This is a genomic window from Mycobacterium sp. NPDC050853, assembly GCF_040653875.1.
Taxonomy (GTDB): Bacteria; Actinomycetota; Actinomycetes; order Mycobacteriales; family Mycobacteriaceae; genus Mycobacterium.
The window spans coordinates 651,749-675,497 of the sequence record NZ_JBFAGW010000001.1; the positions used below are offsets into that span (position 1 = coordinate 651,749).

The window sequence follows — 23,749 nt, forward strand, 5'->3', positions numbered from 1 at the left end:
AGGCCCGTCAGATCACCAGCGGTAGTGCGCGAACGCCCGGTTGGCCTCGGCCATCTTGTGGACATCCTCGCGGCGCTTCACCGCAGCGCCCAGACCATTGCTGGCGTCCAGGATCTCGTTGGCCAGCCGCTCGATCATGGTCTTTTCGCGACGCGCCCGCGAGAAGCTCACCAGCCAGCGCAACGCCAGCGTGGTGGAGCGATCGGGGCGGACCTCGACCGGCACCTGGTAGGTGGCGCCACCGACGCGGCGGCTACGCACCTCGAGGGCGGGCTTGACGTTGTCCATGGCGCGCTTCAGGGTGACAACCGGATCGGTGCCGGTCTTGTCACGGGCCTGCTCCAGAGCGCCGTACACGATGCGCTCGGCGATGGACTTCTTGCCATCGAGCAGCACCTTGTTGACCAGCTGGGTCACCAGCTGAGAACTGTAGACCGGGTCGTTGACCAGAGGGCGCGCCGGCGCGGGTCCCTTACGTGGCATTAGCTCTTCTCCTTCTTGGCGCCGTACTTGCTCCGGGCCTGCTTGCGACTCTTGACGCCCTGGGTGTCCAGGGACCCGCGGATGATCTTGTAGCGCACACCGGGGAGGTCCTTCACACGACCGCCACGCACCAGCACCATCGAGTGCTCCTGCAGGTTGTGACCCTCACCCGGGATGTAGGCGGTGACCTCGACCGCGCTGGTCAGCCGCACACGAGCCACCTTCCGCAGCGCCGAGTTCGGCTTCTTCGGGGTGGTGGTGTACACGCGGGTGCAGACACCACGGCGCTGCGGGCTGCCCTTCAGGGCCGCAGTCTTCACCTTGGCGACCTTGTCGCGGCGACCCTTGCGGACCAGCTGGTTGATGGTTGGCATGTACCGGCTTTCTCTTCCTTCGAGTTACTTCTAACTACCGTGTGGGGCTCTAGCGTCGCGAGCCCTCAAAAGGCCCTGTTGTCCTGCAGTTTCCGCCCGTATCGGTATCCCGAGGCCGGGCGTGTCGCACGCACCGCGGCCGCGAAGAAAAACTCCTTCACCCTCTGGGCATGCGAATTGACCTGGCGCCCTATCGACCCTCACCGAGTAACCCAGTGGTGGCCATTGGCCAGGCACAGCGCCCTACCATACCAGGGCTGATCACAGTGAGACAAACTCGCCTACCAGCGACAAAGCGCAGGTCATCGGCGACTCACTCAGGATCGAGCAACTTGCCTACTTACGCTCGGCGAGACCCGACGCAAAGCGGTGCACCATCTCCGTAAACGCCATATCAGGGTCCATCTCGAGACCCGCCATGAATCCGGTCATCTCCAGCATGACAAAGCCGTGCATCGCGGCCCACAGCTCGACTCCGGCATGGAAGGCGGTGTCTCCATTGAGCCCATAAATACCGATGACATCGATCGCGGGCTTGGCCAGCTCGCGTACGTCGATCACCGAGCGGTTCACATCGTTCAGGAACGGCATCCGGGTAAGCGCGGCATACCGGCCGGGGTGGTGGTGTGCATAACTGCGGTAGGCGCCGGCCATGGCCAGGATCGCGTCCTCGCCGGTGCGGCCGGAGCTCACGGTATGCAACATGCCGACAATCTCGGCCAGCACCCGGTCTCGCACCTCTTGGCGCAGGTCATCGAGGCTGTCCACGTGGTTGTAGAGCGAGGGCCCCTTGGTGCCGAGCTCGACGGCCAGCGCGTTGATCGTCAGCGCGTCCCAACCGGCCCGATCCAAGAAGGAAAGTGCGGCGTTAACGACGGTCTCACGGTTGAGCCGAGCTGCCCGCGCAGGGTTTCTGCGGTGCGCGGCTGCGGGCTCGGTCGTCACGTGTTGCCGCCTTCTGGAGTGAGTCGTTCTAGTTCGGTACTACCTGGTCCGGCCTCCGTGCACATGGCCTGCCATGACCCTATCGCTCCCACCGCCACCTTCGCGTTTGTCTGCCTATCGTGCTCGTCGTGGCGAGCCGTGGCTTATTCTCAACGGGTGACCGGGACGCTGAAATGACACACGTTCTAGTTTCCGTTGCGCAGCGACTGCTGATCGCGGTCCTTGTGACCGCGGGCATCGCCACATTGACGACCTCGTACACCGGTCATTCGGACCTGGCCGACAACATCCGGCTGGCCAAGAACGGTGACACCCACATCACTCAGTACGGGCTAGTCACCACCGTCGATTGCAGCGACTCGACGATTTTCGTGAACGGATCGCAGAACGTCATCACCGCCCTCGGCAGCTGCTACGCGATCTCGGTACAAGGATCGTCGAACACGATCATCGCCGACAACGTGGTCAACGACATCACCGTGTACGGCGTCAACCAGAAGGTGCTCTACAAGTCGGGCGATCCGGCCATCATCGACCGCGGGCGCGAGCTGGGCATGATGAATTTCATCGACCGCGTTCCTGGTTGACCCCATCCGGACACCCAAATCCCGGGAACAACTCCGGGACAATGAGCTCTATGTCCCGCAAACACATGGCCCTCGCCGTCGCCGCCCTCGCCGCCCTCGGACTGGCAGGCTGCGGCGTCATCAAACCGGGTTCAAGTAATCCGACACCCGGCACCTGGACTCCCCCGTCCAGCTCGACCTCGTCCAGCGCGAGCCCTCCCACGTCCGCCAAGGTCGACGTCGGAGACGAAACCGTCATCGGATACTTCGGCCAGACCACGACCGCCGCCTGCGAGGAGGGCAAGCGCCTGGACATCACCGGCGCCAACAACACGCTGACCATCACCGGCCCATGCGACAAGGTCACCGTCTCCGGCTTCTCGAACACTGTCACGTTCGACGAGCTCAAGACCGAAGTGACGGTCACCGGTTACGCGAACAAGCTCACCTACAAGACCGGCGAGCCGAAGGTCAACAACAACGGATCCAACAACACCGTCGAGAAGGTTTCCTAGAACCTTCCGCAGAGCGAACTACAGCACCGTTTGCACAATGTGTTCGACAAGCTGGCGGGCCGCGGCGCAACCGTCACCTGTCTTGCGGTACTGAACCCACCACGTCAACGACCCCGTTCCGGCGGGAACGGTCACACCGCATGCCGAACCACTGCTGGGTCCGGTGCTGGTGAATCCCTTGCGGCCGTTGATCGTAATGTCGGCGGTCTTCTGGCCCATCCCATCGGCCGCCTTGCGGTCGCGGTCGACATCACCGCCCTCGTAGTAGGCGTAGAGGAGGTCTATGAGATTTCCACCGTCATCGGCGGCGACCCAATAGCACAGTGCCCCAAAGAAATTCTGGTAAATCTGCGCGGCCTTGATGGTTTCGACGATGGTCTTCTCATCGAGCGGGCCGCATTGGCCGTTCCCAAATCCGTACGGGTCCAGCTTGTCGTTCTCGCCCCGCTCGTTGGAGCTCAGACTCTCGCCTGGGGCAATGGCGGTGCCGTCGACGGTGCGTGCGCAACCGGTCGGTCCCGCTAGAAGTAACGCGACAGCGGCAAGCGCGCCGACGATTCTTTTCATTGCTTTCCCACCCTGCTGAGCAGCGTGTCCATCAGGGTCTCGACGGCCTTGCACGGGTCATTCTTAACGGCCCCGGATTGCAGGGACCAATGCAGGAAGTCCGGTCCCGATCCCGCGGACAGCTCGCACAGCCCGGTGTTGCTCACCCGGTAACCCGGATAGGACTTGGTAGTCACCGATTCCACCGTATGCCCGAGGTTTCGGGCAACCGAGGCCTCCTTCTCCGCGGAGCTCCCCCGATACCAGTACAGCGAGACGGACGTGTCCCCGTTACCGGGACCGGTGGACCACCGGCAGCCCAGCAGGCTGTCCACATCACGCTTGAGTCCCGGATTACCCACCGCCGCAGTGACTTCCGCATCAGCCATGCCGCCGCAGTCACCGAGCTTGAAACCCTTGCCGGGACCGTTGCTCACCTCTGGCACCGTGGTCACCTGCACGTCGGGTGATCCGCCGCCGCCGTCGTCGTCACCACCGGAAGACGACCGCGGCGAGCATCCAGCCAACACCACGGCGGCAACAGCCAGGGCCATTACCGGGACAATCCGCACACTCACGGTGTCCACAGTACGTCCGCATCCCGCATGCCTCTCGTACGTCTCGGACATACTCGAGTGTGTCGGCGTCGGGCACCGCGCGTGTCAGACCCCGGCGCCGTGGCGCCCGGCACCTGCCGCAAACCGACCGGCACCCTCCAGCGCCTCGGCAGCGACCCGCTCGATACTGCCAAACTCGTTGTCCAGCGCCGCTTCCTCAGTCATCCCCCATTGCGCGAGGGCCGAATCGCGGTCGGCGCGCACGCACTGTTGCGGGAATGCCGCGATCTCCGCAGCCAGCGTTTCCGCCACCGCGCGAGCCTGGCCACGCGGCACCACCCGGTTGGCGAGCCCGATGTCCAGGGCCTCATTCGCCGCGACGGGGCGTCCGGTCAGGATGAGGTCCATGGCACGCGAGTGTCCGATCAGCCGTGGCAACCTGATCGTTCCACCATCGATGAGGGGCACGCCCCAACGCCGGCAGAACACCCCCAGCACAGCATCCTCCTCGACCACCCGAAGGTCGCACCACAGCGCGAGCTCAATACCACCCGCGACGGCATGACCCGATATCGCCGCGATCACCGGCTTGGACAGCCGTAGTCGGGACGGACCCATCGGGCCGGGGCCATGCGGGTGCAGTTCGTTTCCACGGTCGGTGCCCATGGCCTTGAGATCTGCTCCTGCACAAAATGTTCCGTTGTCACCCCACAGCACCGCCACGGACGCATCGGGGTCAGCATCGAATTCGGTGAACGCTTCGAACAACGCCGCAGCGGTCGGGCCGTCGACGGCGTTACGGGCGTGGGGTCGGTTGAGGATGATCGTCGTCACCGGACCCGTCTTCTCAACCCGAACGGCCGGATCGGCGTCCTCACTCATGGCCCTACCCATACGGAACCTCCTCCATTTCAGCGGGATCACGCAGTGTCACCAGCTCATCCTTGAATTCCCGATAACGGGAACGTATTTCGTCGGCAGGCCATTCTGGCGGCAACAACTCATCCGGCAGCACCGGGTCGGCCAGCAGATGCCGCACCATCGCGGCAGCCAAAACGAATCGCGCCGGAATCGTCCCGGCCTGATCCCACCACTTCAGCAGGTCTGTCGCATACAGCGACCATCCCGGCAGATCCCACAGCTGGGCCGCCAATGCTGCGGGGTCGTCGGTTCGGGTGTGCAGGACCCAAACGTGGTCGGCAACCGACGGCGGCAGCTCGATCTCCAGATTGTCTGGACGCAGCCACACGCCCTCTCTCAGTTCGCCGAACCGCCTTTGCCGCAGGGTGGTTCGCAGATCGTTGCGGTCACGCGCGTCGCGACCCACGCTGGTGACCACCAACTGTGTCCAGTCGCCATTCCAGGCGCGCCGATGCGGATCGCAGGCCTCGTCCTGTCGAAGCTGACGGGCCTGTAGGCGCTCGGCAAGCCGATACCCCGATTCAGTTCTCGTGACGTCTCCCGCGGACACCATCCGGGTCAGCGCCACCCGTACCGTCGTATCGCTGATTCCGAACAAGGTAGTCAATGCGCGGATCTCACGCACCGACAACTCTGCCGGGTGAGCACCCAGCAGGAGGCTCAGAATGACCGAGCGTGCCGTCATCGGGTGGTGGTCGACCGGGTTGCCCATATCTAAAGGTCGGTCATCGTCTTCAATGTGTCCATACCTGCCGAGCTTCGCGCAAGCGGCTCATCCATGGCCTAGTTGCCCGCCTTGACGGACGCCCGCTCCAGAATCGGCGACAGGTCCAATCCCGTTGGGAGAGTGCCAAATGCGCCGCCCCAGTTGCCGCCAAGCCGGGTCGCCAGGAACGCCTGCGCGACCGCCGGATGACCGTGACGGACCAGCAGCGCCCCTTGCAATGCGAGGCAGATGTCCTCGGCGACCTTGCGTGCGCGGTAGGCGACAGAGTCCAGATCTGTGAGCTGCGAATGCAGTCCGTTGATATGACGGTCCAGACGCTCATCCTGCCCCTGCGCGAGGGCGAGCTCCTTGAACAGCACCTCGACGCATTCTGGTTTGGTGGCCATGGCCCGCAACGTGTCCAGGGCGCTGACGTTCCCGGAGCCCTCCCAAATGCCCATCAGCGGAGCCTCGCGATACAGGCGCGGTAGGCCGGAATCCTCGACGTACCCGTTGCCGCCCAGACATTCCATGGCTTCACCCGCATGCGGCGTAGCACGCTTACACACCCAATACTTGCTGGCGGCCAACCCGATGCGACGCAACAAGGATTCCGTCTCGTCCCCGCGGGTGGCGCGGTCAGTTGCACCCGCCATCCGCATTGCCACCACGGTCGCGGCCTCGGCCTCGATCGCCAGGTCCGCGAGTACGTTGCGCATGAGCGGCTGATCGATAAGGTACTCGCCGAAGGCCTTGCGGTGCTGAGCATGATGCATGGCCAGCGCCACACCCGTACGCATGCTGGTGGCCGATCCGAGGGTGCAGTCCAAGCGCGTCATGTTCACCATCTCGATGATGGTCTTGACACCGCGCCCCTCCTCACCGACCAACCAGGCCGTGGCACCGTCGTACTCAACCTCCGATGATGCGTTGGAGTGGTTGCCGAGCTTGTCCTTCAAACGCTGCAACCGCATCCGGTTGCGGGTTCCGTCCGGGAGCACCCGCGGCAGGAAGAAGCATGACAACCCGCCGGGTGTCTGCGCCAGCACCAGGAACACATCGCACATCGGCGCCGAGGTAAACCACTTGTGCCCCACCACGGTGTAGCTGCCGTCGGCGTTCGGGGTCGCGGTGGTGGTACCCGCGCGCACATCCGAGCCGCCCTGCTTCTCGGTCATCGACATACCTGCCGTCAGCCCCGCCTTGGTGGTGGGAACTCTCAGCTCCGCGTCATATACGCGGCTGGACAGCAGCGGCTCGTAAACGGCCGCCAGCTCGGGGTTGGCCCGCAGCGCCGGCACCACCGCGTAGGTCATCGAGATCGGGCACATGTGGCCGGGATCGGCAGTCCATACCCCCGTCTTCGCGGCGCGCACCACATGGGCGCCCGGACGTTCGTCCGCCCACGGTGCCCCGTGCAATCCGTGTGCGACCGCCTCGCGCATGAGCTCGTGATAGGCCGGGTCGAACTCGATTTCGTCGACACGATGACCCCAACGGTCGTGGGTGTGCAGCACGGGGCGGTTCCGATTCGCAAGCTCCCCGGCGCGCTGCATGCGAGGGGTGCCGTTGAGCGCACCGACCTCGACAACCTCATCGACGCCCCACTGACCGCCTTCTCGAACAAGCGCTTCCATCAGCACGGGGCTGGTCGCCGCGTTGTAGTCGTACAGCGGTGGGACCTGATTGGTAACGACATGCGTATCGGCCATACGTCAGTGTTACATTTCTACGACAATCGCACAAGATCTGTTCGGATGGCCTTGCGCGAGCTCTTGGTGCGCTACAAAAGACGACGTGGAGAAAGTGATCTTTGTGCTGCGTCAACCGCCCGATGCCGCCACCGACGAGTGGGTGGAGCAGCTATGCACAGCCGTCGTCGACAAGATCCGGACAGTAGGGGTGCACGGCCTGAGCGTGTGTGTCCATGACGCCGCCGTACGAGCCGCGAGCTTGCGGCTGATGACCCTGGACCCGCCGTTCGTCGCCGCGGTCAGTGTGTGGGTTCAGCAGTCGTACGGCCCCGCGATACAGGAGATCGCGGCCGTTCTCACCGCAGCGTCTGCGGTCGCGCACGGATATCTCGTCACAGAGTCTGTGCCACTATCCTCCCCCGAGCCCGAACCCGGCTCGCGGTCAATGGGTTTCACCAATATCGCGCTGCTGCGCAGGCCCGCGGACATGCCATTCGACGCGTGGCGTCAACAATGGCAGGGCGTTCACACTCAGAACGCACTCGACCTGCAGTCGACGATCGGATACGAACAGAACCTTGTGGTCCGCGCCGTCACCGCCGATGCGCCCGTAATCTCGGCGATCGTCCTTGAACAGTTCCCCGCCTCGGCGCTCACCGATCCGCTGGCTTGGTACGGCGCCTCGGATCAACAGCAGCTGGGCGAGCGCGTGATGGCGATGCTCGAGAGCGTCAAAGCCTTTGGCGCTCATACCAATATCGATACCGTCGCGACCAGCAGACACGACATTATTCGGCCGTTCTAGATCGAGACCCTCCCCCTCCTCCGATTCCACCGGTTGACATACAACCAAATGGTTGTATATTGGGGGCGTGACCGGAGCAGATGAGGACAGGGCCGACGCCTTGTTCCATGCACTCTCCGACCGCACCCGACGCGACATCCTGCGGAGAGTGTTGGCCGGCGAACACTCGGTCTCGACACTTGCGGCGAACTACGACATGAGTTTCGCCGCGGTGCAAAAGCACGTCGCCGTGCTGGAAAGGGCCGGGCTGCTTAACAAGCGGCGTAACGGCCGCGAACAGCTGGCCAGCGGCGACGTAGTAGCAGTTCGCTCGGTCGGCGCCATGCTCTCCGAGCTGGAGCAGATCTGGCGCGGCAGAATCGCTCGCATCGATGAACTCATCGCATTCGAATCACCACAGGAGGACTGAATCATGCCCGTCACCAACGTTACTCACGATATCGACACCCGCACCATCACCATAGACGCCGAATTCGATGCACCGATCAGCCGGATCTGGCAGATCTACGCCGACCCCCGTCAGCTTGAAAAGGTTTGGGGACCACCAAGTTGCCCGTCGACTTTTGTCGACCACAACTTCAAGCCGGGTGGCCGGGTGAACTACTACATGACCGGAGCCGAAGGCGAACGGTACGCCGGATGGTGGGAGATTACGGCAGTCGACGAACCCAACAGCTTCGCGTTCAAGGATGGATTCTCCGACGAGAATTTGAACCCGGTGGACAACATGCCGGTTTCAGAGAACGTCTACACGTTCGTCGAGAAGGATGGCCGCACCCTGGCGACATACGTGAGCACATTTGAGACGGCAGAGGCGCTGCAAAAAGTGCTGGATATGGGTGTCATCGAAGGTGCTTCTTCGGCGATCAACCAGATCGACGAACTCGTCCGCTGCTAAGCGATGGGGCGCCCGCACCCCATACCGACGGTACGGGCGCCCCGTTACGCTCACTTTATGGTGGAGTACCGCGATCCCGGCACCATCACCTTCGATGCGATGATCGAGAAGCCCGAGGGCCCCGGCGCGTACGTCGAGTTCCCCTTTTCCGTGGTCGATACCTTCGGCGTCAAGGCCCGAGTACCAGTGCGGGTGGTATTCGACGGCTCGGTGACTTACACGGGATCCCTGGCACCGTACGGCGGTAAGCATCTTCTCGGGGTACGCAAGGACATTCAGGCACAGCTGGGCAAGGGGCCCGGAGACCGGGTGACCGTCGAGCTCCGTCTCGACGCGGACCGCAGCTAGGCGTCCTGCTTCTCTTGCTGCGCCGGCTCTCCGTGGTGCACGAAGTAACCGAGCACCACAATCACAAACCACACCAGACCTACCACGAGGGCGGTGCGACCGTCCTCTGTGAAGAACAAGAGCACCACCACGAGCGCCAGAAAGGCCAGCGCCAACAGATTCGTCACGGGCGCACCAGGCAGCCTGTAATCCGAGGCAGGCAGTTCTCCGGCGGCGACCCGCTTCCGATAAATCAGGTGGCACAACAGGATTGAACCCCACACGAAAATGATGCCGATGGTGGATACCGAAGTGATGTAGGCGAATGCCTTGTCCGGCGAAAGCCAGTTGACGAACACGCCGATACCCATTGTGAGCGTCGAGAAGCAGATGGCCAACAGCGGGACGTGACGTGAACTCAACGCCTGTAGACCCACGGGGGCGTCGCCGCGCTGCGCCAGGCTGCGCACCATCCGTCCTGTCGAATAGATGCCCGAGTTACAGGAGGAAAGCGCCGCGGTGAGCAAGATGAAGTTCACTATGTTCGCGGCCTGCGGAATGTTGAGGTACTCGAACACAGCGACGAAGGGACTCTCACCTTTGTGGTAATTCTGCCAACCCTGGATCGAGAGGATCACGATCAGCGCGCCTACGTAGAACAACCCGATGCGGAACGGCAATGTGTTAATCGCCTTGCGCAGCGTTACTTTAGGGTTCTCGGCCTCCCCCGCCGTGACTCCGACGAGCTCAACGCCGACATACGCGAACACCACGATCTGCAGGCTCAATAAGGCCTGGCTGAAGCCCGTCGGGAAGAACCCACCGTCGTTCCACAGGTTGGCAACGGCGGGGCCAGATTCAGGCCCCAGACCCGAAATGGGAAGCAGCACACCAATACCGATGATGATCATGCCTACGATCGCAGTCACCTTAATCATCGAGAACCAGAACTCGGCCTCACCGAAGATCTTCACCGATATCAAGTTGGCCGCGAACAGGATGAGAAGAACCGTCAAGGCGGTGACCCACTGCGGGACACCGGGCCACCAGCGTTGGATATATACGCCGGCGACGGTGATCTCGGCCATACAGGTTGTGGCCCACACCGCCCAGTACGTCCAGCCGTTCGCGAATCCGGCGAAGCGCCCCATGAATTCCTCGGCGTACTCCGAGATGCTGCCCGACACCGGCCGATAGACCAGCAGTTCACCGAGCGCACGCATGATCACGAAGATGGCGAGGCCCGCGACCAGGTAGGCCAAGATGAGCGCCGGTCCCGCCTTCTCGATCGCACCGCCCGCCCCGTAGAACAGGCCCGTACCGATGGCACCGCCGATCGCGATCATTTGCACCGTGCGGGCAGACAGTCCACGTGAATATCCGGCGTCGGGTGTCTCGGATTCGGAATTGGCAACGGTCATCGGAACATCATTACGTGAGTAGACACTTCTTGCACAGTAATCCCAGGACGGTCGTGCAATACGCGCCTGCTGAGAGGGCGTCGCCGGACAATCGAGTGGAATTGCGGGGCGACAGTAGGTAGTTATGCGCTACGCCGATATCGCTTGGCTCCATAGGTTTCTGGCGTGAGAAAATCATCATCCATCCGGCCCCATATGTTGCTGATGCTGATCGTTGCGTTCCCCTTCGCCATCATCGCCGGTCAGCTCAATCTCGATCCGTGCCGCTGGTGGGCCGTGTACAGCATCGCCGCGGCCGTAGCGACTCTGGCCCGCTCGCAATGCGCGTGGTCGGCAGGCCGGGGTTGGCGGTGAGCTATCCGTGGGCAATCTACTGGGCGGCCTTCGCACTGCTGACGGCCACTCAGGGTTTCTTCTATGCCGAGTTCCGACATCACTGCCCGGTGTTCGGCCCGCTGATCCCCGTCGACATGTTCCTTGAGTGGCTGATAGCCCCAACAGTGCTTGTCGACGTATTCCGACACATGCGCGCCCGCTCGCGGATAGAAAGAGAGGTATGAACACGAAGGCGTCATTCGATGTGATCGACGGTGCGGCAGTCCTTCTCAACGGAACGTTGACTGGACTGCTGTTCGCATTCTCCGCCGCGGTCATGCCGGCGCTCGGTCAGCAGACGGCGGCAGCGGGTGCCGCGACGATGCAGTCCATCAACCGGATGATCGTCAATCCCGTGTTCCTGGTGGTGTTCCTCGGGTCGGCGCTCTGCGCCGTTGCGGCGGGCGTGCTGGCCATGGCCGGGTCACACCGCTCGTGGTGGATTGTGGCCGGCGCGGCCATCTGTTTTGTGGGCACGTTCGTCGTCACCGTGGTGTTCAACATTCCGTTGAACGGACGGCTGGACATGGTCGATGTGAACAGCGTTGATGGACAGCAATTCTGGCGGCAATACCTGTCACAGTGGACAGCATGGAATCACCTGCGGGTGGCCTCCGGGATCGTTGGAACGGCTCTGCTGGTGACTGGTCTGGTGCGTCGGTAGCCCCAGCCCACCCACCCTTCCCCGCGAGCAGACGCTTAGTGCACACAAACTCCAGGACGGCTGTGCACTAAGCGTCTGCTCACCCAGCCTTTCGGGCAACGCTCAGGTGATGCCGGATACGCGCGACCAGGCCGATGGGATCGCGTCGCACATCCTCGACCGTGATCGGGACGATAGTCCAACCACATTCCTGCAACCGAGCGGTTCGCATCTTGTCACGCAGCATTCCTTCTCGACTCGCGTGCCATTCGATGCTGTCGTACTCCGCGGCAAGCCGTATATCAGGCCACGCGAAGTCGACTCGCCACAGCTCACCGCAACGATCAAAGATCTCAAACTGCAACTCGGGCAATGGAAGCCCACCGTCGATCATGACGAGACGAGATTCACTCTCCATCGCCGACTCGGCTCGTCCGTCGGCCAGCGGCAAGAGCTCACGGACCCTGACGATCCCCCGCCTGCCACGCTGGACATCCGCCGCGCGGGCGAGGTCAGCGACGCTGCACAGTCTGCTGCGCAACACCGCGTCGAGCACACCCAGCGCTCGGCCGCGTCGGATGGCGCGGGCGCACTCAATCGCGGTCCAGGGCGCAGTACTCATGAGACGTCCATCCAATTTGGACAACGGTGCGCCATCGCGTTGGTGGACAACCAGGTTAGGAGTCGGCCGTAGCCTCCGTCCCAGGTCGTAGACGTGCAATTCCTCGGGCCGCTCGGTATCGAATCCGTGCAGCGCGGCTGCTGTGAACATGCACGCGACTGCCTTCTCACCTATGAACAGATCCAAGGCCTTCAGCCGTACCGCTATACCAGGTTCCGGCGCCGTATAGACGCCACGATACTGGCGGATCACTTTGCGATTGGCTACCGCTTCGTCCAGACCACGCCTGCCGAGAACCTCCAGCAGCTGACTCCGCATCGCGACGCCACCGCCCATGGACAGCGCCCAGTCGAGACCCATCACACGAGCCTGCCCATGGACACGCCTGTTCGAAATACCCAATCGGGTTCTGTGGATAACACCATCGCGAGCAGACGCTTAGTGCACACGAATCCCAGGATGGTTGTGCACTAAGCGTCTGCTCGCGGGGAAAGGGTGAGGAACTGACGAAACGAAAAGGCCCCCGGGAAATCTCCCGGGGGCCTCTTCGTGCTTACGAACTAGCGGTAGTCGCTGTAGCCATAGTCGTCCAGCGGCACCGCAGCACCGGTGTTGCTGCCGAAGTCGGGGCTGTAGTACGCGTCCTCGTATGACGGGATCGTGTACGCGGCAGCCCGCGCCTCTTCGGTCGGCTGCACCGAGATGTTGCGGTAACGGTTGATACCGGTACCGGCCGGGATCAACTTACCGATGATGACGTTCTCCTTCAGACCATTCAGCCTGTCGCTGCGGCAGTTGATGGCCGCATCGGTCAGCACGCGAGTGGTCTCCTGGAAGGACGCCGCCGACAGCCACGAGTCGGTGGCCAGCGATGCCTTGGTGATACCCATCAGCACCGGACGGCCGGCCGCGGGCTCGTTGCCCTCGGCCACCACGCGACGGTTCGCGGCCTCGAACTCGCCACGCTCGGTGAGCGAGCCGGGCAGGAATTCCGTTGCGCCCGAGTCGATGACCGTCACACGACGCAGCATCTGGCGCACGATGACCTCGATGTGCTTGTCGTGGATCGACACACCCTGGCTGCGGTACACCTCCTGGACCTCGCTGACCAAGTGCACCTGCACCTGGCGCGGGCCCATCACACGGAGCACCTCGTGCGGGTCGGCCGCACCCTCCATGAGCTGCTGTCCAACCTCGACGTGGTCGCCGTCGGCCAGCGGACGCTCGGAGCCGTCCTCATGCTTGAAGACGCGCAGGCGCTGACGCTTGGAGAGCTTGTCGTAGATGACTTCCTCGCCACCGTCGTCCGGGATGACGGTGATCTTGTAGAAGCGCTCACCCTCTTCCAGACGCACTCGTCCGGTGACATCGGCAATTGGTGCCTTGCCCTTGGGAACTCGCGCCTCGAACAGCTCGGTGACACGCGGCAGACCACCGGTGATGTCGTCGCCGACGCCACCCTGGTGGAAGGTACGCATGGTCAGCTGGGTACCGGGCTCACCGATCGACTGCGCGGCCACGATGCCCGCCGCCTCGCCGATGTCGACGATCTTGCCGGTCGCCATCGAGCGGCCGTAGCACATCGCGCAGACCCCGGTGCCCGTGGTGCAGGTAAGCACCGACCGCACCTTGACCTGGGTGACACCCGCACTGAGCAGCTTCTCGATCGAGGGATCGCCCAGATCGTGTCCACGCTCCACCAGCACGTTGCCATCGGCATCCACCGCATCCGCGGCGAGAGTCCGTGCGTAGGCGGAGGTTTCGATATGCGCATCGCGGATCAGCGTGCCGTCGGCCTGCTTCTCGGCGATGGTCACATTGATGCCGCGCTCGGTGCCACAGTCCTGCTCGCGGACGATGACATCCTGCGAGACGTCAACCAGACGACGAGTCAGGTAACCCGAGTCCGCGGTACGAAGCGCGGTGTCCGCCAGACCCTTACGGGCGCCGTGCGTGTTGATGAAGTACTCCAGAACGGTCAGGCCCTCACGGAAGGAGGACTTGATCGGCCTCGGGATGTACTCACCCTTCGGGTTGGTCACCAGACCCTTCATGCCCGCCAGGTTGCGCACCTGGGTCATGTTGCCGGTCGCGCCGGACTTGGGCAGCAAGGTGATCGGGTTGTCTTCCGGGTAGTGCTCCTCCAGTGCCTTACCGACCTCGTCGGTGGCTTCCTGCCAGATCTTGACCAGCGCCTCGCGCCGCTCCTGGTGGTTCAAAGCACCACGCTGGTACTGCTTTTCGATCCGCTCCGCTTCCTTCTCGTAGCGGTCGAGGATCTCCGCCTTCTGCGGCGGCACCAGCACGTCGGCCATCGACACCGTGACGCCCGAACGCGTGGCCCAGTGGAAACCAGCGTCCTTGAGCTTGTCGACGGTCTGAGCGACCACGATCATCGGGAACCGCTCGGCGAGGTCGTTGATGATCGCCGACTGCACCTTCTTGTGCATCTGCTTGTTCACGAACGGGTACCCGTGAGGCAGCAGTTCGTTGAACAGCACGCGGCCCAGCGTGGTCTCGGCGATCCAGGCATCACCTGGGCGCCAACCGTTTTCGAATAGCTCAGCTTCGACTTCGGCCGGCGGGCGCTGCTGGGTGAGCCGCACCCGGATCGGTGCCCGCACGCTGAGCGCGCCACGATCCAAGGCCATGATGGCTTCGGCGGTCGAGCTGTAGACACCCGTCTCCGGCCGATCCTTGGCGGCCGGCGTACGCGCGCCGATGTCGCCTGGGATCTCGGTAGTCAGGAAGTACAGACCGGTCACCATGTCCAGACGCGGCATGGCCAACGGGCGGCCCGACGCGGGAGACAGGATGTTGTTCGAGGAGAGCATCAGGATGCGCGCCTCGGCCTGCGCCTCCGCGGACAGCGGCAGGTGCACGGCCATCTGGTCACCGTCGAAGTCGGCGTTGAACGCCTCACACACCAGCGGGTGCAGCTGAATTGCCTTGCCTTCCACCAGCTGCGGCTCGAAGGCCTGGATACCCAGGCGGTGCAGGGTTGGTGCACGGTTCAGCAGCACCGGGTGCTCGGCAATGACCTCTTCGAGGACATCCCACACCTGGGCACGCTGGCGCTCCACCATCCGCTTGGCGCTCTTGATGTTCTGCGCGTGGTTCAGATCGACCAAGCGCTTCATCACGAACGGCTTGAACAGCTCCAGAGCCATCAGCTTGGGCAGACCGCACTGGTGCAGCTTGAGCTGCGGACCGACCACGATGACCGAACGGCCCGAGTAGTCGACGCGCTTACCGAGCAGGTTCTGACGGAACCGGCCCTGCTTGCCCTTGAGCAGATCCGACAGCGACTTCAGCGGACGGTTACCCGGTCCGGTGACCGGACGTCCACGACGGCCGTTGTCGAACAGTGCGTCCACGGACTCTTGCAGCATCCGCTTCTCGTTGTTGACGATGATCTCGGGCGCACCCAGATCGATCAGTCGCTTGAGGCGGTTGTTGCGGTTGATGACACGGCGGTACAGGTCGTTCAGGTCGGAGGTCGCGAAGCGGCCACCGTCGAGCTGAACCATCGGGCGCAGCTCCGGTGGGATCACCGGCACCGCGTCGAGCACCATGCCACCCGGGGTGTTGGTGGAGTTCTGGAACGCCGCCACCACCTTGAGCCGCTTGAGTGCGCGAAGCTTCTTCTGCCCCTTGCCACTGCGGATGGTCTCGCGCAGGTTCTCGGCCTCGGCGGGGATATCGAAGTTCTGGATGAGCTTCTGTACGGCCTCGGCACCCATGGCACCGGTGAAGTACTCGCCGTAGCGGTCCACGATCTCGCGGTAGAGCAGCTCGTCGACGATCAGCTGCTGGACGGAGAGCTTGGTGAAGGTGGTCCAGATCTCGTCGAGCCGGTCCAGCTCACGCTGGGACCGATCGCGCAGCTGGCGCATCTCACGCTCACCACCGTCGCGCACCTTGCGGCGCACATCGGACTTGGCACCCTCGGCCTCCAGCTCGGCCAGGTCGGCCTCGAGCTTCTGGGCACGGGCCTCCAGGTCGGTATCACGCTGATCCGCGACGGCCTTCTTCTCGACCTCCATCTCGGCCTCGAGCGTCGAGAGCTCGTTGTGGCGCAGCTCGGTGTCGACCGCGGTGATGACGTAAGCGGCGAAGTAGATGATCTTTTCGAGATCCTTCGGCGCCAGGTCGAGCAGGTAACCGAGACGAGATGGCACGCCCTTGAAATACCAGATGTGCGTGACCGGAGCGGCCAGTTCGATATGGCCCATCCGCTCACGGCGCACCTTGGCACGAGTCACCTCGACGCCGCAGCGCTCGCAGATGATGCCCTTGAAGCGCACACGCTTGTACTTGCCGCAGTAGCACTCCCAGTCGCGAGTAGGTCCGAAGATCTTCTCGCAGAAGAGGCCGTCCTTCTCGGGCTTCAGCGTGCGGTAGTTGATGGTTTCCGGCTTCTTGACTTCGCCGAAGGACCAATTACGGATGTCATCCGCCGACGCGAGGCCGATACGAAGTTCATCGAAGAAGTTAACGTCGAGCACGTAAACTCCCTTTCCCCTTGCGGGATAGAAATCGGATTAGGCGAAGTCCTCAATGGACGCAGATTCGTTGCGGGACAGGTTGATTCCCAGGTTCGCGGCTGCCCGCTCCAGGTCCTCGTCGTCGCCATCGCGCATCTCGATGGCGGCACCGTCCTTGGACAGCACCTCCACGTTGAGGCACAGCGACTGGAGTTCCTTGAGCAGAACCTTGAACGACTCCGGGATACCCGGTTCGGGAATGTTCTCGCCCTTGACGATTGCCTCGTACACCTTGACCCGGCCGACGGTGTCGTCGGACTTGATGGTCAATAGCTCCTGCAGTGTGTACGCGGCGCCGTAGGCCTGCATGGCCCAGCACTCCATCTCGCCGAACCGCTGGCCACCGAACTGCGCCTTACCACCAAGCGGCTGCTGGGTGATCATCGAGTACGGGCCGGTCGAGCGTGCGTGGATCTTGTCGTCGACCAAGTGGTGCAGCTTCAGGATGTACATGTAGCCGACGGTTATCGGATACGGGAACGGCTCGCCGCTACGGCCGTCGAACAGCCGCGCCTTACCGTCACCGTCCACCATGACCTCGCCATCCCGGTTGGGCAGCGTCGAGGACAGCAGTCCGGTCAGCTCCTCCTCGCGGGCACCGTCGAACACCGGGGTGGCCGTGCGGGTATCAGCCGGGGCCGACAACATGTCCGCCGGCAGCTTCGACGCCCACTCGGGAATTCCGGCAGAGCCGCCCTTCTGAACATCCCAGCCGGTCTTGGCTACCCACCCCAGGTGGGTCTCCAGGATCTGGCCGATGTTCATACGACGCGGCACACCGTGTGTGTTCAGGATGACGTCGACCGGGGTCCCATCAGGCAGGAACGGCATGTCCTCCGCGGGCAAGATCTTGCCGATGACGCCCTTGTTGCCGTGGCGTCCGGCCAGCTTGTCACCGTCGGAGATCTTGCGCTTCTGCGCGACATAGACCCGGACCAGCTCGTTGACACCGGCAGGCAGATCGTCATCGTCATCACGCGAGAAGACGCGGATGCCGATGACCTTGCCGGACTCACCGTGCGGCACCTTCAGGGAGGTGTCACGGACCTCGCGGGCCTTCTCACCGAAGATGGCACGCAGCAGACGCTCCTCAGGGGTCAGCTCAGTCTCACCCTTCGGGGTGACCTTGCCGACGAGGATGTCGCCATCGCGGACCTCGGCACCGATGCGGATGATGCCGCGCTCGTCGAGATCGGCCAGCACCTCATCGGAGACGTTCGGGATATCCCGGGTGATCTCCTCGGCGCCCAGCTTGGTGTCGCGAGCATCGATCTCGTGCTCTTCGATGTGAATCGAAGTGAGCACATCCTCTTCCACCAGGCGGTTGGACAGGATGATGGCGTCCTCGTAGTTGTGGCCTTCCCACGGCATGATCGCCACGAGCAGGTTCTTACCGAGGGCCATCTCGCCGTTTTCGGTGCAAGGACCGTCGGCGAGAACCTGGCCGACCTCGACACGCTGACTTTCGTCCACGATCGGGCGCTGGTTGGCACAGGTGCCGTGGTTGGACCGCGCGAACTTGCGCAGCCGGTAGCTCTGGCGGCTGCCGTCGTCGGCCATCACGGTGATGTAGTCGGCGGACACCTCTTCGATGACACCGGCCTTCTCCGCGATGACAACGTCACCGGCGTCGATGGCGGCACGCAGCTCCATACCGGTACCGACCAGCGGGGCCTCGCTGCGTACCAGCGGAACCGCCTGGCGCTGCATGTTGGCACCCATCAGGGCACGGTTGGCATCGTCGTGCTCGAGGAACGGAATCATCGCGGTCGCGACGGACACCATCTGGCGCGGCGAGACGTCCATGTAATCGACATCAGTCGACGGGACGAACTCGACCTCGCCACCCTTGCGGCGCACCAGCACGCGGTCCTCAGTGAACCGGCCCGTGTCGTCGGTCGGCGAATTGGCCTGCGCCACGACGTGGCGGTCCTCTTCGTCGGCGGTCAAGTAGCGGATCTCATCGGTGACGACACCCTCGGAAACCTTGCGGTACGGGGTCTCGATGAAGCCGAACGGGTTGACCCGCGCGTACACCGACAGCGATCCGATAAGGCCGATGTTCGGGCCTTCCGGCGTCTCGATCGGGCACATGCGGCCGTAGTGCGAGGGGTGCACGTCACGGACGTCCAGGCCGGCACGGTCACGGGTCAGACCACCGGGGCCCAGCGCCGACAGGCGGCGCTTGTGGGTGAGGCCCGACAGCGGGTTGTTCTGGTCCATGAACTGCGACAGCTGGCTGGTGCCGAAGAATTCCTTGATCGCCGCCACGACAGGCCGGATGTTGATCAGGGTCTGCGGGGTGATCGCCTCGACGTCCTGAGTGGTCATGCGCTCACGCACGACACGTTCCATGCGCGACAGACCGACGCGGATCTGGTTCTGAATCAGCTCGCCGACGGTACGCAGACGACGGTTGCCGAAGTGGTCGATGTCATCGACCTCGACGGGAACCTCGAGACCGCCGGGGGCGGTCATCGCGGTCTGGCCCTCGTGCAGGCGCACCAGGTACTCGATGGTGGCGACGACGTCTTCCTCGTTGAGGGTGGTCGTGGTCACCAGAGCCGGGTTGGCACCGCCAAGGCCCAGCTTCTTGTTCACCTTGTAGCGACCCACGCGCGCGAGGTCGTAACGCTTCTCCTTGAAGAACAGGTTCTCCAGCAGGGCCTGCGCGGACTCCTTGGTCGGCGGCTCGCCCGGGCGCAGCTTGCGGTAGATGTCCAGCAGCGCCTCGTCGGGGCCGGCGATGTTGTCCTTCTCCAGGGTCCCCATCATGATCTCGGAGAACCCGAAGCGCTCGACGATCTGCTCGTTGGTCCAGCCGAGTGCCTTCAGCAGCACGGTGACGGGCTGGCGGCGCTTGCGGTCGATGCGGACGCCGACGGTGTCGCGCTTGTCAACGTCGAACTCGAGCCACGCGCCGCGACCCGGGATGACCTTGACGCTGTGCAGGGTCTTCTCGGTCGACTTGTCGATGTTCTCGTCGAAGTAGACGCCCGGCGAACGGACGAGCTGCGAGACGACAACACGCTCGGTGCCGTTGATGATGAAGGTGCCCATGTCGGTCATCATCGGGAAGTCACCCATGAAGACCGTCTGGCTCTTGATCTCGCCGGTGTTGTTGTTGATGAACTCCGCCGTGACGAACAGCGGGGCCGCGTACGTCATGTCCTTGTCTTTGCACTCGTCGACGGGTGCCTTGACCTCGTCGAAGCGCGGGTCGCTGAAGGACAGCGACATCGAGCCGGAGAAGTCCTCGATCGGCGAGAGTTCCGTGAGGATCTCCTCAAGGCCGCCGGTCGGGTTCACCTCACCACGGGCAGTCGCAACCTCACGCCAACGCGGCGCGCCAACCAACCATTCAAAGGAATCCGTCTGTACATCGAGCAGGCCGGGAACCTCAAGAGGTTCGCGCAGCTTGGCGAAGGAAAGTCGGCTAGGTGCCCCAGGAACGGAGTTAGTAGTTGCGTTATCGGTCTTAGTCTGGCGAGAGACTGCCAAGATCGGTCCTCCAGTGTTGCCGCGCATCTGCGATTTTTTGCGCCAGCAGACGACCAAACACACACACCCGATCGGTCACAACATGAACCAACGCCGTCGTGGCGGGGGAAGGTGGGCAGGAGGCAGCCAGCGCAACGTCTAACAATAGCGTACTATCGCGCAGCCTTCAACTGCCCGGTCAATTATGCGGATCAGCGCTGGCTGGCGCCTCGATGCCCACCTGGCTGCGTTCCGCATAAGTCCGTGCTGCCAAACAGAGTGACGCGTCGCACGCCGCCCGTCAAGAGATAGCGGCAGTATTTTCGGCGTTTCTTTTTTGCCCTTACATATACGCAGACTGCCGTGTCAGCCGGGCTTGACGGCCCCAAGCGTCTGACTGAGCCCGGAGACGTACTGCCGCTGGTCGGTTAACCCATGTCGGATGAGCACCCGGGGGAAGTGAGCACGATCGAACATGCGGAATGACATCGGCCGCGCGAACAGACGCTGACTGGAATGGGTGAACCTGGGGCCACGCAGGCACGAGGTGAGAATCGCGATCCGGCCACCCGGTTTCAGAACACGAATCATCTCGCCGACCACCGTGTCCGGATCCTCCATGAAGTACAGCGCTCCATAACAGGACACCGCGTCGAAGGTGTCGTCGGGAAACGGCAGCCGCACGCCGTCGGCACGGAGGAATCCGAGCTGACCCGCCTGCCCCTGGTGGGTGGGATTCGCAACCGCCTCGGCGAGCATGTTGGCGGCCGCATCCAGCCCGACTACCAATCCGTCCGCACCAACAGCCCGCACCGCCCGTCGCGCGGTGTTCCCGGGGCCACACGCGACATCGAGCACCCGGTCGCCGGGCTCGATCGCCAGCAGGTGCAGCGCCCGTTCGGTCTCCCTGGTCCCCGACTGCGCGGTCAGAACCGCGAAGGCGAATGACCGCCAGAACCTGTCGTACACCCAGCTGAAGACTGAGTTCTGCATCGTGTGCTGACCCAGGTGTAGACGGACATTCTGTGGACCCATGATGTCGAGATAGCCTTCGCCCGACGTCCGCACCGGGACAGTGAGCAGACCCTCGATCTGCTCCAGGGCGGTACCCGCAGGGGCATGGTCCTGTGCGCCCGTCATACGCGCTCCACCCTGACGGGCACCCCGTTGAGGCGCGCCATCCCTGCCAGCGCCTCCAGGTCCTCGGGCTCGCTTGACGTCAGCAGATTCACGTTGGCGCCTGGGTTCGCGTTCGCGGTCTGCCACGCACCCCCACGGTTGTGACCCCACCCGTGCGGCACCGCGATAACACCGGGAACGATGTCCTTGGTCGTCGCTGCGGGCAATTCGATCTCCCCATGCGGCGATTGGATTCGGATCCGGTCGTCCGTGGCAATTCCCAACCGATCGGCGTCGTCGACGTGCAGCTGGGCACGTTGCACCCGCGCACCGCGCATGAGCGTCGGCGAATTATGCATCCATGAATTCTCCGAGCGCATCTCCCGCATCCCGATCAACCGCATAGGGAATTCCGGATCGTTGTGTCGCTCGGCAAGGGACGCAATCTCTTTCGCTATCTCCTTGTGTTGCAATCGTATTCGACTACCGCGATAGACCACCGCTCGACGCAGGCCACCCGCCCGCACCATGGGTGCCACCACCTTGCCGTGCGGGTGCTGCTCAACCAGCTTCCGGAAGCTGACCCCACTTCGACGCAATCCGAACCAGTCGCCGCCCTCACCGAACCGGACGATCAGATCGATCAACGGCCGCGGGTTGAGCCGCGCACCGAACAACGTCAGCAGCGTGCGCAGGCCATGAACAGCTCCGAGCACCGGGGTCATGCGCCACAACCGCGCCATCAGATCGTCGATGATCTCCCATTCCTGTCGAGCGATCCCCGCCGGCGGCACCACAGCCTCGCTGGCCTGACGGAACGGTGTGGGCTGCATCGATGTGAACGGAATCGGGAAATCCTCACGCTCGTACATCGTCGTCGCCGGGAGGATGTAGTCGGCGTGGGCATTGGTCTCGTTGACATAGAGATCGATCGAGACCATGAGGTCGAGCTGCTTCAGCGCCCCTTCCAGCTCGTCTCCGTTGGGTACCGAGAGCACCGGATTGCCCGCACTCACGAACAGCCCGTGTACCTGCCCATTGCCCGGTGTGGTCATCTCCTTGGCCATTAGCGCTGCGGGTTCGGAGCCGAGCACGGAGGGGAAACCGCCAATCCGGGACCGCCGACGTCGGTAGATCGCGCCGAGTGCCGCACCGGCCACCTTCATCGCATACCGCTCCCCCGGGAAACCGAACGAACCGAATACCTGCCCACCGGGGGTGTCGGCGTTTCCGGCCACCAGGTTCACGACGTTGAGCAGGTAGCTCGTCAGCGTCCCGTTCTCGCCGAGGCAGATGCCGACGCGTCCGTACACCGCAGCACGACGAGTGGTGGCCAGATCGCGCGCCAGCTGTCGCACGGTTTCCGGATCGATGCCGGTGTGCGCCTCGGTGGACTCGGGAGTGAAGTCCCTGGCGATCGCTTCGAGCCAATCTATTCCATTGGCCTGCTTGATGATTCGATCACGATCCACCAAGCCCTCAGCGAACATCACCTGAATGAGGGACAGCAGCAGGAAGGCGTCACCGTCGGGCGTGATGCCCAACCATTCGAACTCCGATGCCGTCTCGGTCCGGCGCGGATCGATGACGAGAACCCTTCCCCCGCGCTTGACCACCTCCCGCATCCCGTCCTTGATCCGCGGCATCGATAACGCACTACCATGTGACACAACAGGATTCGCACCGATCACCACCAGTAAGTCGGTGCGCGGAATATCTGGGATGGGGAACACCACTGGCGATCCGTAGAGAAGCTGGCTGGCGACGAGCTGATTGTTGATGTCCTGTGATCCCGCCGTGAACAGGTGGAATCGGCGACCAATGCCGTTGGTCACCAGCTGAAGCCACATCACGTGCGAGTAGCTGAACGCGCCCGGATTTCCGAAGTACCAGGCCAGCCCACCCGATCCGTGGGCGCGGTGGATCGCACGTACCCGTGCCGCGATATCGGCCATCGCGGTTTCCCAATCCACCGGCTCGAACTCGCCGGAGGCGGTGCGTCGCAGCGGGGTGGTGACCCGATCGGGGTCGTTATGGACCTCGGCAAAGGCAATGCCCTTTTGGCACGCGAAGCCCGCGGACAGTGGATTCTCTTTGTCGGGGCGCAACGAGAGCAGCTTGCCGTCCTCGACTGTGGCGACCATGCCGCAGAGGGGTTCACAAATACGGCAATACGTGGACTTCGTTTCGACTGTCATAGTCGGC

23 protein-coding genes are annotated in these 23,749 nt (G+C 63.3%); 9 read left to right on the top strand and 14 right to left on the bottom strand.

Features of this window, described 5'->3' with window-relative positions; all coding sequences use genetic code 11:
* Window positions 1–12 precede the first annotated feature (12 nt).
* The 3 genes from rpsG to AB0H22_RS03095 all read right to left on the bottom strand — a co-directional run bounded on the left by rpsG (window position 13) and on the right by AB0H22_RS03095 (window position 1,802).
* On the bottom strand, window positions 13–483 hold the full coding sequence (rpsG, locus tag AB0H22_RS03085) for a 30S ribosomal protein S7 (RefSeq protein WP_180748705.1): 471 nt from the start codon (window positions 481–483) through the stop codon (window positions 13–15).
* On the bottom strand, window positions 483–857 hold the full coding sequence (rpsL, locus tag AB0H22_RS03090) for a 30S ribosomal protein S12 (RefSeq protein ID WP_078297736.1): 375 nt from the start codon (window positions 855–857) through the stop codon (window positions 483–485). The genes rpsG and rpsL overlap by 1 nt, the downstream gene beginning before the upstream one ends.
* 336 nt (window positions 858–1,193) lie before the next feature.
* Window positions 1,194–1,802 carry a TetR/AcrR family transcriptional regulator gene (locus tag AB0H22_RS03095; RefSeq protein ID WP_180748706.1) on the bottom strand — a complete coding sequence of 203 codons (609 nt, stop codon included), beginning with the start codon at window positions 1,800–1,802 and terminating at the stop codon, window positions 1,194–1,196.
* 206 nt (window positions 1,803–2,008) lie between these two features.
* Between AB0H22_RS03095 and AB0H22_RS03100 the strand changes: the two genes are divergently transcribed.
* Window positions 2,009–2,389 carry a DUF3060 domain-containing protein gene (locus tag AB0H22_RS03100; protein WP_180749710.1) on the top strand — a complete coding sequence of 127 codons (381 nt, stop codon included), beginning with the start codon at window positions 2,009–2,011 and terminating at the stop codon, window positions 2,387–2,389.
* Between the two features lie 50 nt (window positions 2,390–2,439).
* On the top strand, window positions 2,440–2,883 hold the full coding sequence (locus AB0H22_RS03105) for a DUF3060 domain-containing protein (protein ID WP_358144693.1): 444 nt from the start codon (window positions 2,440–2,442) through the stop codon (window positions 2,881–2,883).
* An 18-nt stretch (window positions 2,884–2,901) separates the two neighbouring features.
* Here AB0H22_RS03105 and AB0H22_RS03110 read toward each other — a convergent pair whose 3' ends face one another.
* From AB0H22_RS03110 to AB0H22_RS03130, 5 genes are all read right to left on the bottom strand, one after another.
* Window positions 2,902–3,450, bottom strand: coding sequence for a DUF3558 domain-containing protein (locus AB0H22_RS03110; protein ID WP_358144695.1), 549 nt, complete (start codon window positions 3,448–3,450; stop codon window positions 2,902–2,904).
* Entirely contained in the window at window positions 3,447–4,016 is a 570-nt protein-coding gene (locus AB0H22_RS03115) for a DUF3558 domain-containing protein (RefSeq protein ID WP_180749711.1), read from the bottom strand. The genes AB0H22_RS03110 and AB0H22_RS03115 overlap by 4 nt, the downstream gene beginning before the upstream one ends.
* 75 nt (window positions 4,017–4,091) lie before the next feature.
* Window positions 4,092–4,868, bottom strand: coding sequence for a crotonase/enoyl-CoA hydratase family protein (locus AB0H22_RS03120; protein WP_180748709.1), 777 nt, complete (start codon window positions 4,866–4,868; stop codon window positions 4,092–4,094).
* Window positions 4,869–4,872: 4 nt separating this feature from the next.
* Window positions 4,873–5,619, bottom strand: a complete 747-nt coding sequence (locus AB0H22_RS03125) for a PaaX family transcriptional regulator C-terminal domain-containing protein (protein ID WP_358144697.1) — start codon at window positions 5,617–5,619, stop codon at window positions 4,873–4,875.
* 71 nt (window positions 5,620–5,690) lie between these two features.
* Window positions 5,691–7,325 carry an acyl-CoA dehydrogenase family protein gene (locus tag AB0H22_RS03130; RefSeq protein WP_180748711.1) on the bottom strand — a complete coding sequence of 545 codons (1,635 nt, stop codon included), beginning with the start codon at window positions 7,323–7,325 and terminating at the stop codon, window positions 5,691–5,693.
* 85 nt (window positions 7,326–7,410) lie between these two features.
* Between AB0H22_RS03130 and AB0H22_RS03135 the strand changes: the two genes are divergently transcribed.
* The 4 genes from AB0H22_RS03135 (at window position 7,411) to AB0H22_RS03150 (ending at window position 9,358) form a co-directional block, all read left to right on the top strand.
* Window positions 7,411–8,112, top strand: a complete 702-nt coding sequence (locus tag AB0H22_RS03135; protein WP_180748712.1) for a hypothetical protein — start codon at window positions 7,411–7,413, stop codon at window positions 8,110–8,112.
* Between the two features lie 67 nt (window positions 8,113–8,179).
* Window positions 8,180–8,521 carry a metalloregulator ArsR/SmtB family transcription factor gene (locus AB0H22_RS03140; protein ID WP_358144700.1) on the top strand — a complete coding sequence of 114 codons (342 nt, stop codon included), beginning with the start codon at window positions 8,180–8,182 and terminating at the stop codon, window positions 8,519–8,521.
* A gap of 3 nt (window positions 8,522–8,524) precedes the next feature.
* Window positions 8,525–9,010: an SRPBCC domain-containing protein gene (locus AB0H22_RS03145; RefSeq protein WP_180748714.1), complete on the top strand. Its 486-nt coding sequence runs from the start codon at window positions 8,525–8,527 to the stop codon at window positions 9,008–9,010.
* A 57-nt stretch (window positions 9,011–9,067) separates the two neighbouring features.
* Complete coding sequence (locus AB0H22_RS03150) at window positions 9,068–9,358, top strand: DUF1905 domain-containing protein (protein ID WP_180748715.1); 291 nt, start codon at window positions 9,068–9,070, stop codon at window positions 9,356–9,358.
* Here the strand turns inward: AB0H22_RS03150 and AB0H22_RS03155 are convergent.
* A complete protein-coding gene (locus tag AB0H22_RS03155) occupies window positions 9,355–10,758 on the bottom strand; it encodes an amino acid permease (protein WP_358144703.1) in 1,404 nt (467 codons plus the stop codon). The genes AB0H22_RS03150 and AB0H22_RS03155 overlap by 4 nt on opposite strands.
* Window positions 10,759–10,923: 165 nt before the next feature.
* Between AB0H22_RS03155 and AB0H22_RS03160 the strand changes: the two genes are divergently transcribed.
* From AB0H22_RS03160 to AB0H22_RS03170, 3 genes are read left to right on the top strand one after another with little or no spacing between them, the layout of a single operon-like run.
* Window positions 10,924–11,112, top strand: a complete 189-nt coding sequence (locus tag AB0H22_RS03160; RefSeq protein ID WP_358144705.1) for a hypothetical protein — start codon at window positions 10,924–10,926, stop codon at window positions 11,110–11,112.
* The gene (locus AB0H22_RS03165; protein WP_358144707.1) at window positions 11,109–11,318 is read left to right on the top strand and encodes a hypothetical protein; all 210 of its coding nucleotides are present in this window, start codon (window positions 11,109–11,111) and stop codon (window positions 11,316–11,318) included. Before AB0H22_RS03160 ends, AB0H22_RS03165 begins: the two co-directional genes overlap by 4 nt.
* The gene (locus AB0H22_RS03170) at window positions 11,315–11,797 is read left to right on the top strand and encodes an anthrone oxygenase family protein (protein WP_358144709.1); all 483 of its coding nucleotides are present in this window, start codon (window positions 11,315–11,317) and stop codon (window positions 11,795–11,797) included. Before AB0H22_RS03165 ends, AB0H22_RS03170 begins: the two co-directional genes overlap by 4 nt.
* 79 nt (window positions 11,798–11,876) lie before the next feature.
* Here the strand turns inward: AB0H22_RS03170 and AB0H22_RS03175 are convergent, their stop codons facing one another.
* The 5 genes from AB0H22_RS03175 to AB0H22_RS03195 form a co-directional block, all read right to left on the bottom strand.
* On the bottom strand, window positions 11,877–12,758 hold the full coding sequence (locus AB0H22_RS03175) for a hypothetical protein (RefSeq protein ID WP_358144711.1): 882 nt from the start codon (window positions 12,756–12,758) through the stop codon (window positions 11,877–11,879).
* A 200-nt stretch (window positions 12,759–12,958) separates the two neighbouring features.
* Complete coding sequence (locus AB0H22_RS03180) at window positions 12,959–16,906, bottom strand: DNA-directed RNA polymerase subunit beta' (RefSeq protein ID WP_358144713.1); 3,948 nt, start codon at window positions 16,904–16,906, stop codon at window positions 12,959–12,961.
* A 36-nt stretch (window positions 16,907–16,942) separates the two neighbouring features.
* Window positions 16,943–20,473 carry a DNA-directed RNA polymerase subunit beta gene (locus tag AB0H22_RS03185; protein ID WP_180748720.1) on the bottom strand — a complete coding sequence of 1,177 codons (3,531 nt, stop codon included), beginning with the start codon at window positions 20,471–20,473 and terminating at the stop codon, window positions 16,943–16,945.
* 318 nt (window positions 20,474–20,791) lie between these two features.
* Entirely contained in the window at window positions 20,792–21,565 is a 774-nt protein-coding gene (locus AB0H22_RS03190) for a class I SAM-dependent methyltransferase (RefSeq protein WP_180748721.1), read from the bottom strand.
* Entirely contained in the window at window positions 21,562–23,742 is a 2,181-nt protein-coding gene (locus AB0H22_RS03195; protein ID WP_358144715.1) for a molybdopterin-dependent oxidoreductase, read from the bottom strand. Before AB0H22_RS03195 ends, AB0H22_RS03190 begins: the two co-directional genes overlap by 4 nt.
* Window positions 23,743–23,749 lie beyond the last annotated feature (7 nt).

Bases quoted from the DNA above. Each gene is read 5' to 3' on its own strand.
- rpsG (WP_180748705.1), bottom strand. From the start codon at position 483: ATGCCACGTAAGGGACCCGCGCCGGCGCGCCCTCTGGTCAACGACCCG.
- rpsL (WP_078297736.1), bottom strand. From the start codon at position 857: ATGCCAACCATCAACCAGCTGGTCCGCAAGGGTCGCCGCGACAAGGTC.
- AB0H22_RS03105 (WP_358144693.1), top strand. From the start codon at position 2,440: ATGTCCCGCAAACACATGGCCCTCGCCGTCGCCGCCCTCGCCGCCCTC.
- AB0H22_RS03110 (WP_358144695.1), bottom strand. From the start codon at position 3,450: ATGAAAAGAATCGTCGGCGCGCTTGCCGCTGTCGCGTTACTTCTAGCG.
- AB0H22_RS03120 (WP_180748709.1), bottom strand. From the start codon at position 4,868: ATGAGTGAGGACGCCGATCCGGCCGTTCGGGTTGAGAAGACGGGTCCG.
- AB0H22_RS03125 (WP_358144697.1), bottom strand. From the start codon at position 5,619: ATGGGCAACCCGGTCGACCACCACCCGATGACGGCACGCTCGGTCATT.
- AB0H22_RS03130 (WP_180748711.1), bottom strand. From the start codon at position 7,325: ATGGCCGATACGCATGTCGTTACCAATCAGGTCCCACCGCTGTACGAC.
- AB0H22_RS03145 (WP_180748714.1), top strand. From the start codon at position 8,525: ATGCCCGTCACCAACGTTACTCACGATATCGACACCCGCACCATCACC.
- AB0H22_RS03150 (WP_180748715.1), top strand. From the start codon at position 9,068: ATGGTGGAGTACCGCGATCCCGGCACCATCACCTTCGATGCGATGATC.
- AB0H22_RS03155 (WP_358144703.1), bottom strand. From the start codon at position 10,758: ATGACCGTTGCCAATTCCGAATCCGAGACACCCGACGCCGGATATTCA.
- AB0H22_RS03170 (WP_358144709.1), top strand. From the start codon at position 11,315: ATGAACACGAAGGCGTCATTCGATGTGATCGACGGTGCGGCAGTCCTT.
- AB0H22_RS03175 (WP_358144711.1), bottom strand. From the start codon at position 12,758: ATGGGTCTCGACTGGGCGCTGTCCATGGGCGGTGGCGTCGCGATGCGG.
- AB0H22_RS03185 (WP_180748720.1), bottom strand. From the start codon at position 20,473: ATGCGCGGCAACACTGGAGGACCGATCTTGGCAGTCTCTCGCCAGACT.
- AB0H22_RS03190 (WP_180748721.1), bottom strand. From the start codon at position 21,565: ATGACGGGCGCACAGGACCATGCCCCTGCGGGTACCGCCCTGGAGCAG.
- AB0H22_RS03195 (WP_358144715.1), bottom strand. From the start codon at position 23,742: ATGACAGTCGAAACGAAGTCCACGTATTGCCGTATTTGTGAACCCCTC.